Raw genomic sequence first — 12,599 nt, 5'->3', positions numbered from 1 at the left:
AGTGGCATGGGCGCGAATGACGCATGGTGTCGAGCCGGCCCCCGGGACGATCCCCGGAACCCGGCCTCCGGCACCCCTGAGGAGGCATTGCCGTGAGTGAGCTGCGATTCGTCCGTCTGGGCTTCGGTGAGGACGCCGTCGAGTACCAGGTGGCCTGGGACAAGCAGCGCGAGGTGCACGCGGCCCGGTTCGCCGACGAGATCGAGGACACCTGTCTTCTCCTGGAGCACCCGCCGGTGTACACCGCCGGCCGGCGCACGGAGGACAGTGAGCGCCCCCTGGACGGTACGCCGGTGGTGGACGTGGACCGCGGCGGCAAGATCACCTGGCACGGCCCCGGTCAGCTCGTGGGCTACCCGATCATGAAGCTGCCCCGCCCGGTCGACGTCGTCGCGCACGTCCGCCGTCTGGAGGAGGCGCTGATCCGCACGGCGGCCGAGTTCGGCCTGGAGACCACCCGGATCGAGGGCCGCAGCGGCGTGTGGGTGCTGGGCGACCCGGTGGAGGAGCGGCCGTCGTTCGGCGGGCTCTCGCTGGACTTCGACCCGCGGCTGCACGACGAGGAGTTCGACCCGCGGATGAACGGGCCGGAGTACGCCCCGTCCAACGCCGGACAGCGCCGGGAGGACCGGAAGCTGGCGGCGATCGGCATCCGGGTCGCCAAGGGCGTCACGATGCACGGCTTCGCGTTGAACGTGAACCCGGACAACACCTGGTTCGACCGGATCATCCCGTGCGGCATCAGGGACGCCGGCGTGGCCTCGCTCGCCAACGAGCTGGGCCGGGACATCACGATCGAGGAGGTCCTGCCGGTGGTGGAGAAGCATCTGAAGGCGGTGCTGGAGGGCGCGGAGCTGAAGCCGCGCGAGGTCGCACGCGAGACGGCTCCGGCCACCGCGTCCGCCTAGGCCGCGACGGCTCAGCGAGCACCGGCGGGGAATGCCGGGCTCCGGCCGCAGGTTGGCCAGACGGATAACCGTACGAAACAACGGGCGTACCCTGGTGGGCGCCGAAGAATCGAAGCTACAGGGAGCCGGTCGTGTCCGCAGTCGCACCCGACGGACGCAAGATGCTGCGCCTGGAGGTCCGTAACGCTCAGACCCCCATCGAGCGCAAGCCCGAGTGGATCAAGACCCGGGCGAAGATGGGTCCCGAGTACACGAAGATGCAGAGTCTCGTGAAGAGCGAGGGGCTGCACACGGTCTGCCAGGAGGCGGGCTGTCCCAACATCTTCGAGTGCTGGGAGGACCGCGAGGCCACCTTCCTCATCGGCGGTGACCAGTGCACGCGGCGCTGCGACTTCTGTCAGATCGACACGGGCAAGCCGGAGGCGCTGGACCGTGACGAGCCGCGCCGGGTGGGCGAGTCGGTCGTCACGATGGACCTGAACTACGCCACCATCACCGGCGTCGCGCGCGACGACCTGGAGGACGGCGGCGCCTGGCTGTACGCGGAGACCGTGCGCCAGATCCACGAGCAGACGGCGGGCCGCGCCGACGGCCGTACGAAGGTGGAGCTGCTCGCCCCCGACTTCAACGCGGTGCCGGAGCTGCTGGCGGAGGTCTTCGCCTCGCGCCCCGAGGTCTTCGCGCACAACGTCGAGACGGTTCCGCGGATCTTCAAGCGGATCCGTCCGGGCTTCCGTTACGAGCGGTCGCTGGACGTCATCACCCAGGCGCGCGACTACGGTCTGGTCACGAAGTCGAACCTGATCCTGGGCATGGGCGAGACCCGTGAGGAGATCAGCGAGGCGCTGCGGCAGCTGCACGACGCCGGCTGCGAGCTGATCACGATCACGCAGTACCTGCGTCCGTCGGTCCGGCACCACCCGGTGGAGCGCTGGGTGAAGCCGCAGGAGTTCGTGGAGTTGAAGGAGGAGGCCGACGAGATCGGCTTCTCGGGTGTGATGTCGGGCCCGCTGGTCCGCTCGTCTTACCGGGCTGGGCGTCTGTTCCAGCAGGCCATGGAGAAGCGCAGCCGAGCCGGAGCGTAGGTTGCGGGTCCGCCCGAGGAACGAGGGCGGGCACGCGGCCGCAGCGGTGGCGAGGCGGAGCTCGACCAGCAGGTGATCCAGAAGCGCAGCCGAGCCGGAGCGTAGGTTGCGGGTCCGCCCGAGGAACGAGGGCGGGCACGCGGCCGCAGCGGTGGCGAGGCGGAGCTCGACCAGCAGGTGATCCAGAAGCGCAGCCGAGCCGGAGCGTAGGTTGCGGGTCCGCCCGAGGAACGAGGGCGGGCACGCGGCCGCAGCGCTGGCGAGGCGGAGCTCGACCAACAGGTGAGCGCCGCGGCGCGGTCGACAACGCCACTCAGGCTGTGTGAATCCGCGCACAAGTAGTTACCGGCCGGTAGTGGCCGAATCCTTCGCGGCCCGTACGCACCCCCAGGTCAGGGGGTCGTACGGGCCGCTGCCGTGTTCCTGGAGCCGTACGGATGGCCGCATCAGCGTTTCACCAGTGTTTGACCGCCGGGTCATGCCCTGGTAACACCAGTCTGTGAGCCTCGTGTCACTCACCGCCACACCGCACGAGGCCGTACCCCCCACCTCGTCTCATCCGTGCTTGAGGGAGGACCCCGTCATGCAGGCCGCGACCCATGTCCGCGCCACCGCGATCCCGTCCGTCACCGATGCCCTGAAGGCCGTCGAGGCGCTGCTCCTCGCCGGCGGCCAGCGCACCGCCCGCCGTAACGCCTGGACCTCCGTCCTGGAGGACCGCCGCCGGGCCAAGGACCGGGTCGAGGCCCAGCACGTGATGGAGGCGGTGGCGGGGCGCGCCTCCCAGGCCACGTAAACTTCAGGACATGGCGAGGAAGGCAAACACGGGCAGCGGCGACGCTGCGAACCAGGGGCGACTGAAGCAGATCGCCCTCACGTACAAGATGACCCGGAAGGCCGACCCGAAGGTCGGACTTGTCGTCGCAGGCGTGGGCATCGTCGTGCTCGGTGTCCTCCTCGCGATCGGCTTCGTGATCGGGCACCCGGTCTATCTCGGGATCCTGGGCTTCATCCTGGCGCTGCTGGCCATGGCGATCGTCTTCGGGCGGCGCGCCGAGCGGGCGGCCTTCGGCCAGATGGAGGGCCAGCCGGGCGCGGCGGCGGCGGTGCTGCAGAACATCGGGCGCGGCTGGTCGACGACGCCGGCGGTGGCGATGAACCGGAACCAGGACGTCGTGCACCGCGCGGTCGGCCGGGCGGGCATCGTCCTGGTGGCGGAGGGCAACCCGAACCGGGTGAAGACCCTGCTCGCGGCCGAGAAGAAGCGGATGGCCCGGATCGTGGTGGACGTGCCGGTGCACGACATCGTCGTCGGCAACGGCGAGGGTCAGGTGCCGCTGAAGAAGGTCCGCACGACCATGCTCAAGCTGCCGCGGGTGCTCTCCGGCCCGCAGGTGACGGCGGCCAACGACCGGCTGCGGGCGATGGGCGACCTGATGAGCAACATGCCGCTGCCGAAGGGCCCCATGCCGAAGGGCATGCGGATGCCGCGCGGCGGAAAGATGCGCTGAGGCCGCCGGAACGGCTGACACGAGAAGGGCGCCTCCGGGACCGAGAGGTTCCCGGGGGCGCCCTTCTTCTCGTACGGCGCGCCGCTACGAGGGCCGGTGGTCAGATCCGGACCTGGACGGCGCCGGTGAGGCGGTCGTGCAGGCCGCGTCCGTCGCGGTCCCAGATCAGGGCCGGGACGGCGAGGCAGACGAGCACGCTGCGGAGCACGACGCGGACGAAGCCGAGGCGACCGCCGTGCACGGAGACGACCCGGAGACCGAAGAGGCGCTTGCCGGGGGTGCAGCCGACGGTGCCGACCGTGAGCACGCTCAGGGCGAGCAGGATGACCAGGGCCCAGTTGCCGGTCGCCTGACTGTAGCCGTCCGTGACCAGGCCGTATGCGATCAGCATGCAGAGCGCCCAGTCGACGGCCAGGGCGCCGATCCGTCGTCCGGGGCGGGCGATCGACCCCGGGCCCTCCTCGGGGAGGCCGAGCTGCTGCCCCCGGTAGCCGAAGTCCACACCCGCGTCCTCGGCCGCCGCGCGGGGGCCGGAGAGCCACGATCCCAATGCTTGCCTGTTGTCCACGCGTCCACGGTACTGTGCCCGCTTTTGATCACTTCCGGCTGGGTCGGCGTCGGCCGGGCCGGCCCTCCCGCCGACTCGCCGCCGGCGCTCCCGCGTGCTCTCCGCGATGCCGGTCCCACCCCGCGCGGTTAACTTGGGTGAAACAATTGGGTCATGCTTGAGAAATCCCGTCTGCCTATGGTCGGGTCCAGCGTGTGCCACCGCACTGGCCGCACGACCGAGCTGCAACCCCGCCCCTCCCCGGGCCGGGAGTAGGAGGAGTTGGATGTTCCAGAACGCCGACGAGGCCAAGAAGTTCATCAAGGACAACGACGTCAAAATGGTCGACGTCCGTTTCTGTGACCTTCCGGGAGTGATGCAGCACTTCACGATCCCTGCGACGGCGTTCGACCCGTCCGAGGAGCTCGCCTTCGACGGTTCGTCGATCCGCGGCTTCCAGGCGATCCACGAGTCGGACATGGCGCTGCGCGCGGACCTGTCGACGGCGCGCCTGGACCCGTTCCGCCGTGACAAGACGCTGAACATCAACTTCTTCATCCACGACCCGATCACGGGCGAGCAGTACAGCCGTGACCCGCGCAACATCGCGAAGAAGGCCGAGGCGTACCTCGCCTCCACCGGCATCGCGGACACCGCGTTCTTCGGTCCGGAGGCGGAGTTCTACGTCTTCGACTCGGTCCGCTTCGAGACCTCGGCGAACCAGGGCTTCTACCACATCGACTCCGAGGCCGGCGCCTGGAACACCGGCAAGGTCGAGGACAACCGCGGCTACAAGGTCCGCTACAAGGGCGGCTACTTCCCGGCCCCGCCGGTGGACCACTTCGCCGACCTGCGCGCGGAGATCTCCCTGGAGCTGGAGAACGTCGGCCTGCAGGTCGAGCGCCAGCACCACGAGGTCGGCACCGCCGGCCAGGCCGAGATCAACTACAAGTTCAACACGCTGCTCGCCGCGGCCGACGACCTGATGCTCTTCAAGTACATCGTGAAGAACGTCGCCTGGCGCAACGGCAAGACCGCGACCTTCATGCCGAAGCCGATCTTCGGCGACAACGGCTCGGGCATGCACGTCCACCAGTCGCTGTGGCAGAACGGCGACCCGCTGTTCTACGACGAGCAGGGCTACGCCGGCCTGTCGGACACCGCCCGCTACTACATCGGCGGCATCCTGAAGCACGCCCCGTCGCTGCTGGCCTTCACCAACCCGACGGTGAACTCGTACCACCGCCTGGTGCCCGGCTTCGAGGCCCCGGTCAACCTGGTCTACTCGCAGCGCAACCGCTCCGCGGCCATGCGCATCCCGATCACGGGCTCGAACCCGAAGGCCAAGCGCGTCGAGTTCCGCGCGCCGGACCCGTCCTCGAACCCGTACCTCGCCTTCTCGGCGCTGCTCCTCGCGGGCCTCGACGGCATCAAGAACAAGATCGAGCCGGCGGAGCCGATCGACAAGGACCTCTACGAGCTGGCCCCGGAGGAGCACGCGGGCGTCGCCCAGGTCCCGACCTCCCTCCCGGCGGTCCTCGACGCCCTGGAGGCGGACAACGAGTACCTCCAGGCGGGCGGTGTCTTCACCTCCGACCTGATCGAGACCTGGATCGACTACAAGCGGACGAACGAGATCGCCCCGATCCAGCTGCGCCCGCACCCGCACGAGTTCGAGCTGTACTTCGACCTCTAAACAGCGGATCGCGTACGAAGGCCGCCACCCACGCCCGGGTGGCGGCCTTCGCCGTGCTCCGGCGCCGGGTCGTCAGCCGCCGGCGCGCAGATGCTGGGCGTGGGCGAGGAGCCAGGAGCGGGCCACCACCTCGACGTTGCCGCCCAGCGCGTCGGCCGCGCGGATCAGCGCGTCGGCGGCGGCCCGGGGGCGAGGCAGGGTGCGGGCGCGGGCGGCCTCGGCCAGTTCACTCGCCGCCGCGGCTTCCGCCGCCCCGGCGATCCGGAGCGAGACCGAGGCCCGCTCGGCCGTCTCGGCCGCCTGCGCGTACCGGCCGTCGCACCAGTACGCCCACGCCAGGTTGCAGAGGCAGACGCCCTCGGAGCGGGGGTTCTCCATCCGGGAGGCCTCGTCGAACGCCGCCTTCAGCATGGTCACCGCTTCGCCGCCGCGTTCGAGACCGAGCAGGGCGAGGCCCTGGGCGTTCAGGGCGTTGTTGATCCCTTCCGGGATGCCCGCGGCCCGGTAGGCGCGTACGGCCTGCTCGCCCGCGGTGATGGTCTCCTCCCAGCGCTCCAGCGCGAGCAGCGCGATCGTGCGCGCGTTCCACGCGCGGGCCTCGGTGAGGAGGTCTCCGGTGGTGCGCGCGAGGGCGCTCAGCCGGTCGGCGCCTGCGAGGGCCGTCTCGCCGTCGCCCAGGTAGCTGTGGGCGAGGCCGAGGGAGAGGATCGCGTGCACCTCGCGTTCGGTGTCGCCGATCGCGTGCGCCAGGTCGGCGGCGCGGGCCAGCGGGCCGACGGCGGCGTCGAGACGGCCCAGCTGCCGGTAGGCGTCGCCGAGCCCGAACAGGGCGTTCTGCAGCGCGCCGTGGTCGCCGAGGCGCTCCGCGAGGTCGGCCGCCTCGGTGAACAGGCCGACCGCGTGTTCCATCGGGCCCGCGGTCAGCCGGGCGTGTCCGAAGGCCCCGACGTGGGCGAGCCGTGCCCGGTCGTCGGTGAGCCGTCCGTCGAGGGCCAGGTGCATCGAGATCGCGCCGAGCACCGAGCCGTGCCAGACCATCCACTCGCTGATCCCGCTCAGGACGGTGGCGGCGGCGTCGTAGTCCCCGGCGCGCACCAGGTGGTCGAACCGCTGCCGGTGCGGCCGGATGTCGTCGACGGTCCGCCATGCCGAGCGGGGCGGGGCGATGTCGGCGTACCAGTCGGCGATCCGCCGCTCCACCGCCTGGCGCCCCATGGCGCCGTCGGCCGGCATCGCGGAGTAGGCCAGGTCGGCGTCCATGGGGTGCAGCGCGAACGTCCGGCGCGCCCGGTCCACCGACAGCAGGTGGACGCGAATCAGGCGCGACAGGATCGGCGCGATGTCGAGTTCCGGGTCGAGCGCGGCCACGATCCGGCGGAGGGTGTCCTGTGTCACCGGTGTACGCAGGGCGGCGAGGACGCCGAGGACGTTCCGGCTCTCCGGGCCGAGCCGCCGGTACCGGTCCTCGGCGAGGCCGGCGACGACGTCGCGGCGCTGGGCGTAGTTCTCCAGGACGTCCTGGAGACTCGGCAGGGTCAGGGCGTCGTCGGCCATGGCCCCGACCAGGAGTTCCAGGGCGCGCGGCACCCCGTGGACGCGGACGGCCGCCCGCAGCAGCTCCTCGTCGGAGAGGCCCGCGATGCCGAGGCTGCCGTCACGGTCCAGTTCGCGCAGCAGCGCGACGGACTCGGCGGGGCGCAGCCCCTCGGACAGTTCGACCTGCGCGACGAAACGGCGCAGTTCCGGTGCGAGCCTGACCGGTAGCTGCGAGGTCACCAGGAGGCGTGGGGTGGGTCCGGCGCGGAAGAGGCAGTCCAGGAAGACCGCGAGTTCCTCGTCCTCGATGTTGCCGTCGTCGTCGAGGAGTTCCTCGAAGTTGTCCATGAGGATGAGGAAGAGCCTGTCCCCCATGGCGCCGAACAGTGCGTCGAGCTTGTCCTGTACGGGCGACGGCGTGGCCCAGGTCTCGCGCAGGCGGGGCAGGTGCTCGGGGCCGAGGAGCTGGGCGCAGTCGAAGTAGAGCCGCTCCAGGGAGATGCCGGAGGTGCGGGTGCTGAGATTGACGAGGCCCGACGGCGGTGGCGCCTGAACGTGCCCCGGCCACTGGCCGCGGTGGACGAGGTCCATGAATCTGGCGGCGAGCGCGCTCTTGCCCATGCCTCGTCGGCCCGTGATCGTGACCATGCGGAGCGACGGATCGGCCAGATGCCGGCCGATCGTCTCGATCTCGCGGGTACGGTTCTTGAACAGCTCGATCCCGTGCGCGACCGGCAGACCGATCACCTGGGACGTACGGGATTCCTCGGACGGCGTGCCGGTGGCGGGGCCGGGGAGGCCGGTGTCGTCGGAACCGGCCTCCGGCAGCGCCAGCGGGTCGGCGATCGACAACAGCGCGGCCAGGGCGGCGCGTTCCGGTTCGTCGCAGGCGCGCAGGACGTGTTCGATACGGGTGGCGGTCAGCCGGCCCGCGCCCTCCCGGCGGTGGTGCTCGGCGACCACTCCGACGATGCGGCGGCCCGCCCACACCGCCGCACCGGACATCCCCGCCCAGGGCGACGCCTCGGGGTGGGGGTCGGCTCCGGCCGGCGCGACGGTGATCTCCAGGGTGCCGGTTCTGAGGTTGGACAGCGCCGCCACGGTCCCGTCGGCCTGGTGGAGTTCGCGGAACTGTCCTCCGTCGGGGCGGCGGCGCTGCTTCCACAGCGGGAATCCGGCCGCGTGCACGTCGACGACGGCGTGGCGGTCGTCGGTGACCCGGCCGAACCGCGCGGGGGTGACGGCCGGGGAGCCGGCCGGTGGTTCGATGGACAGCACGGCCGCGTCGGTGCCGGTGTCGGACCAGGCGACCGTCGCCGGTGTCGTCCACTGGCCGGGCCGGTCGGCGTTGAAGCGGACGCGTACCTCGGTCGCGTCGGCCACCACGTGCGCCGCGGTCAGCACGGCCGTACCGGTGACGCGGTAGCCCGAACCGCGGCGGCGGCCCCCGGTGGTGAGGACGATGATCTCGGCGATGCGGTTCGGGTCCACTCCGCCGTCGTGGGGCGGCGTCACGGCGCGGTCAGTCCTCGTCGGGCAGGTCGGCGCCGGAGATCAGCGCGGGCAGGTCCGGGGCGTCCGCGCGTACGGGCTGCAGCGTCAGCGTGATCCGCTGTGTGGCGGCGGTGGCCTGCCGGGCGGCGGCGCCGGCTTCGAGGACCCAGAACCGCACCTTCGCCCCGGGCTCGCGGCTCTTCTCCATCCCCACGGTGAGCTCCAGCTCGACCCGCTCCGCCTGGAAGCGGAGGTCGGCGTGGTCGCCTTCCGACATCGCGCGGCTCAGCTCCTGCCGCAGCTGCGTGATCATGTCGGCCAACTCGACCGCGTTCTCCACCGGTGGGTCCCCCTCGCTCCCCCGCGGCCGCGTGCCGGCCGCCTCACGTCACCACCTGCCGGTGGAGGGCGGTCGCCCGCCCCCAGGCCGAACGGTGGAAGATCAGGACGAGATCCTATCGGTCAACTGGCGCCGAACGCAGGGGCGTTCCGTGCGGCCAAAGCCGCCGTCTCCCGGCGCTCGGGGGAGGCGGCGGCCCTCGCCTTCGCTCGCGATCGGTCGGGCGGTCAGGTCGGTGTGACGGTTGGTCGGGTCGGGTCAGGTCGGGTCAGGTCACGTCGGGTCGGGTCGGGTCAGCGGCCGTAGCGGAGCAGGGCGCGGACCATCTGGCAGGTGGTGTCCGAGGGCGGGTGGATGCCGAGGAGTTCGGCCGTGGTGGCTATCTTCGCGTTGCCGGCCTTCGCAGGGTCGTGGATGCCCGCGTCGAGCAGGGCGATCGCGAGGCGCATGGCCTTCAGACGACGGTTGTGGCTGATGTACCACTCGCGGGGGCGGCCCGCGGGCAGCGGCTGCTTCCGCAGGGGCTTCCAGGGTTCGAGGGACAGCGTCCGGGTCATGGCGACGGCCATGGGCGACCTCCTGGCGAACGGTGGGTGCGGGCCCTCCCCGGGACCCTCACCTTCATCTACGATTTTACCCGCGGCCACTGACAATCATCCCTGGCCAGAGGGGCTTTGGGGCCCCGGAGCGGGTAGGTTTGCGCCATGGAGATCTGGATCAATCCCGCCTGTTCCAAGTGCCGTGGCGCCATCGATCTGCTCGACCGGGAGGGCGCCGGTTACACCGTGCGCCGCTATCTGGAGGACGTACCGGATCCCGACGAGATCCGGGCCGTTCTCGAGCGCCTGGGCCTTGAGCCGTGGGACATCACGCGGACGCAGGAGCCCGTCGCCAAGGAGCTGGGCCTGAAGGACTGGCCGCGGGACGAGGCGAACCGGGACCGGTGGGTGGAGGCGCTCTCGGCGCATCCCAAGCTGATCCAGCGGCCGATCATCACCGCCGACGACGGTACGGCCGTGGTGGCCCGGAGCGAGGAGGCGGTGCGGGACGCGCTGTCGCGCTGAGGGCGGGCAGGTCGGGAGTGCGAGAGAGGTGGACGGCTTGTCCGGAGGTCCCGCCGAAGAGCCCGAGCACGGCCGCGGACGGCTCGGGACGACGGTGGGTGCCTGGACCGAGGCCGCGGAAGTCCTCGGGGCCGATCTGCATCTGGAGTTGACCGGCCCGGGGAGCCGGCGCGCGGTGCTGATCAGGGCGTTGCGGGAGGCGGTACGGAGCGGGCGGCTGGAGCCCGGGGCGCGGCTGCCGCCGTACCGGTCGCTCGCCGCCGATCTCGGGCTGGCCCGGAACACCGTGGCCGACGCCTACGCGGAACTGGTGGCCGAGGGCTGGCTGACCTCCCGTCAGGGGTCCGGGACGCGGGTGGCGGCGCGGGCGGTGGCCACGGAGCCGGGCACGGCGGGAACGGCGAGCACTGGGGGGACGGCGGAAACGGCCGGGGCGGCAGGGGCGGCGGGCACGGCCGGGGCGGCAGGGACCTCGGGCCGGGTGGTGGTGGCGTCCGTCCCGTACGACCTGGTCCAGGGCAAGCCTGACCCGGCCGCCTTTCCGCGTACGGCCTGGCTCGCGGCGGCGCGACGGGCGTTGACGGCGGCGCCGCACGAGGCGTTCGGGATCGGTGACCCGCGGGGGCGGGTGGAGCTGCGGCGGGCGCTCGCGGAGTATCTGGCACGGGTGCGCGGAGTGCGGACGAGCGCGGACCGGATCGTGGTCTGCTCGGGCACGGCGCACGCCCTGCGGCTGCTGGCCCGGACCGTGACCGGCCCGTGGGCCGTGGAGGAGTACGGGCTCCCGTTCCACCGGGGGCTCCTCGCCGAGGCCGGGGTCCGTACCGTGCCCGTGGCGGTCGACGAGAACGGCGCCGATGTCGGCGCCCTGCCCTTCCTGCCCGGCGCGGTCGACGCGGTGCTCCTCACCCCCGCGCACCAGTTCCCGACCGGTGGGCCGCTCCTGCCCGACCGCCGGGCGGCCGTCCTCGACTGGGCGCGGGAGACGGGCGGCCTCGTCGTCGAGGACGACTACGACGGGGAGTTCCGCTACGACCGGCGGCCGGTGGGCGCCCTGCAGGGCCTCGCCCCCGAGCGTACGGTCCTCCTCGGCTCCGTCAGCAAGAGCCTCTCCCCGATGCTCCGGATCGGCTGGATGGTCCTGCCCGGGACTCTGGTGGACGCCGTCGTGGCGGCGAAGGGCGAGCGCGAGCCGTACTCGTCGGCCACCGACCAGCTCACCCTCGCCGATTTCGTCGCCTCGGGCGGGTACGACCGGCATGTCCGGCGGATGCGCCGTCACCACCGCGGGCGGCGCGACCGGCTGGTGGCGGTCCTCGCCGAGCGTGTGCCGGAGGTACGGGTGACGGGTCTCGCGGCGGGGCTGCACGCCGTGGTGGAGCTGCCCCGGGGCACGCAGCGCGCGGCGGTCGAGGCCGCGGCGCGGCACGGGGTCGCGGTGGAGGGGCTCGCCGGCTACCGGCATCCGGACGCGGCCGATGACGTACGGAGGGCGGACGGCCTGGTCGTCGGCTACGCGACGCCTCCCGAGCGGCTGTACGGCGCGGCCCTCGACGCCCTCTGCGCCGCTTTGGGTGAGGTTCTGTCCGGCTGACCGGGCCGGGCGCGGCGGGCCGGGGCATGGTTACCCGGCCGCGGATTGAGCGGAACGGCCGCGCTCCTCGTATCTGACGCCACAGGAACCGACGGAAGACGAACGGAGCCTCACGTGTCACGCAGAAGAACGCTCAGCCGGAGGAAGAAGATCGCGCTGCTGGCAAGTGCCCTTGTGCTCGCCGGGGGTACGGCGGTGGTGCTGACCGGTACGAGTCAGGCCTCCCCGGCCTGCGAAGGACTGGTTACGGCGCTCGCGAACAACGAGCGCTTCATCGCGGACCAGCGCGCCAAGCCCGACGCACTGTCCCCGGCCCGCATCGCCAACCGGGAAGCGGTGATCGCCGAGATCCGCCGCAAACAGGCGGCGTCCGGCTGCGACACCGACAGCGGTACGGGGGCTGTCGGTACGGAGACGGATGCGGGCGCGGAGACCGGTGCGGAAGCGGAAGCCGACGCGGAGACCGGCGCCGGTGCGGAGCCAGAGGCCGGTGCGGAGGCCGGCGCGGGCGCGGAGACCGGTACGGAGGCAGAGGCCGGTGCTGGCACGGAAGCCGGCGCGGGCGCGTCCGGGGAGGTCGTCTGTGCCGGGTCCACCGTCACCCTCTCCGGTGAGGGCGGCGCCCCCGCCGCGTCCAGCGACCGGTTCCCGCCCGGCACGCGCCTCAAGGTGACCAACCTGGACAACGCCAAGTCGACCACGGTCGAGGTCACGTCCGCCTCCGGCAGTTGCGTGCTCCTCAACGACGCGGCCTTCGAGCAGGTCCGCGAACCGGGCAAGTTCCTGATCCGCGAGGCCCGGATCGAGCGCGTGGGCTGAGCCCG

Annotated in this window: 12 protein-coding genes; 8 read left to right on the top strand and 4 right to left on the bottom strand. The window is 72.0% G+C overall.

Annotation, left to right across the window (positions count from 1 at the left end):
- Nucleotides 1-92: 92 nt before the first annotated feature.
- From lipB to ACIRB4_RS08010, 4 genes are all read left to right on the top strand, one after another.
- Nucleotides 93-908, top strand: a complete 816-nt coding sequence (lipB, locus tag ACIRB4_RS08025; protein ID WP_403289211.1) for a lipoyl(octanoyl) transferase LipB — start codon at nucleotides 93-95, stop codon at nucleotides 906-908.
- A 131-nt stretch (nucleotides 909-1,039) separates the two neighbouring features.
- On the top strand, nucleotides 1,040-1,993 hold the full coding sequence (lipA, locus tag ACIRB4_RS08020; protein ID WP_403289209.1) for a lipoyl synthase: 954 nt from the start codon (nucleotides 1,040-1,042) through the stop codon (nucleotides 1,991-1,993).
- Between the two features lie 583 nt (nucleotides 1,994-2,576).
- The gene (locus tag ACIRB4_RS08015; protein ID WP_356895292.1) at nucleotides 2,577-2,789 is read left to right on the top strand and encodes a hypothetical protein; all 213 of its coding nucleotides are present in this window, start codon (nucleotides 2,577-2,579) and stop codon (nucleotides 2,787-2,789) included.
- A gap of 10 nt (nucleotides 2,790-2,799) precedes the next feature.
- Nucleotides 2,800-3,504, top strand: a complete 705-nt coding sequence (locus ACIRB4_RS08010; RefSeq protein ID WP_403289208.1) for a DUF4191 domain-containing protein — start codon at nucleotides 2,800-2,802, stop codon at nucleotides 3,502-3,504.
- A 100-nt stretch (nucleotides 3,505-3,604) separates the two neighbouring features.
- On the opposite strand, the gene ACIRB4_RS08005 is transcribed toward ACIRB4_RS08010, so the two are convergent.
- A complete protein-coding gene (locus ACIRB4_RS08005; protein ID WP_403289207.1) occupies nucleotides 3,605-4,072 on the bottom strand; it encodes an RDD family protein in 468 nt (155 codons plus the stop codon).
- A gap of 265 nt (nucleotides 4,073-4,337) precedes the next feature.
- Here ACIRB4_RS08005 and glnA point away from each other — a divergent pair, with 265 nt between their 5' ends.
- Complete coding sequence (gene glnA, locus ACIRB4_RS08000; protein ID WP_158986691.1) at nucleotides 4,338-5,747, top strand: type I glutamate--ammonia ligase; 1,410 nt, start codon at nucleotides 4,338-4,340, stop codon at nucleotides 5,745-5,747.
- Nucleotides 5,748-5,819: 72 nt separating this feature from the next.
- Here the strand turns inward: glnA and ACIRB4_RS07995 are convergent, their stop codons facing one another.
- From ACIRB4_RS07995 to ACIRB4_RS07985, 3 genes are all read right to left on the bottom strand, one after another.
- Entirely contained in the window at nucleotides 5,820-8,798 is a 2,979-nt protein-coding gene (locus ACIRB4_RS07995; RefSeq protein WP_403289205.1) for a trypsin-like peptidase domain-containing protein, read from the bottom strand.
- A 7-nt stretch (nucleotides 8,799-8,805) separates the two neighbouring features.
- Entirely contained in the window at nucleotides 8,806-9,117 is a 312-nt protein-coding gene (locus ACIRB4_RS07990) for a trypco2 family protein (protein ID WP_403289204.1), read from the bottom strand.
- 293 nt (nucleotides 9,118-9,410) lie between these two features.
- Nucleotides 9,411-9,686 carry a hypothetical protein gene (locus tag ACIRB4_RS07985; protein ID WP_403289203.1) on the bottom strand — a complete coding sequence of 92 codons (276 nt, stop codon included), beginning with the start codon at nucleotides 9,684-9,686 and terminating at the stop codon, nucleotides 9,411-9,413.
- A gap of 135 nt (nucleotides 9,687-9,821) precedes the next feature.
- Between ACIRB4_RS07985 and ACIRB4_RS07980 the strand changes: the two genes are divergently transcribed.
- The 3 genes from ACIRB4_RS07980 (at nucleotide 9,822) to ACIRB4_RS07970 (ending at nucleotide 12,594) form a co-directional block, all read left to right on the top strand.
- The gene (locus ACIRB4_RS07980; protein ID WP_403289202.1) at nucleotides 9,822-10,181 is read left to right on the top strand and encodes an arsenate reductase family protein; all 360 of its coding nucleotides are present in this window, start codon (nucleotides 9,822-9,824) and stop codon (nucleotides 10,179-10,181) included.
- Nucleotides 10,182-10,275: 94 nt separating this feature from the next.
- On the top strand, nucleotides 10,276-11,775 hold the full coding sequence (locus tag ACIRB4_RS07975; protein ID WP_403289647.1) for a PLP-dependent aminotransferase family protein: 1,500 nt from the start codon (nucleotides 10,276-10,278) through the stop codon (nucleotides 11,773-11,775).
- 114 nt (nucleotides 11,776-11,889) lie between these two features.
- Nucleotides 11,890-12,594, top strand: a complete 705-nt coding sequence (locus ACIRB4_RS07970) for a hypothetical protein (RefSeq protein WP_403289201.1) — start codon at nucleotides 11,890-11,892, stop codon at nucleotides 12,592-12,594.
- The last annotated feature ends 5 nt before the right edge of the window (nucleotides 12,595-12,599 follow it).

The organism is Streptomyces sp. NPDC093600, assembly GCF_044764755.1.
In the GTDB taxonomy this organism is placed as follows: domain Bacteria; phylum Actinomycetota; class Actinomycetes; order Streptomycetales; family Streptomycetaceae; genus Streptomyces.
This window is presented reverse-complemented; position numbering and strand designations above follow the sequence as displayed.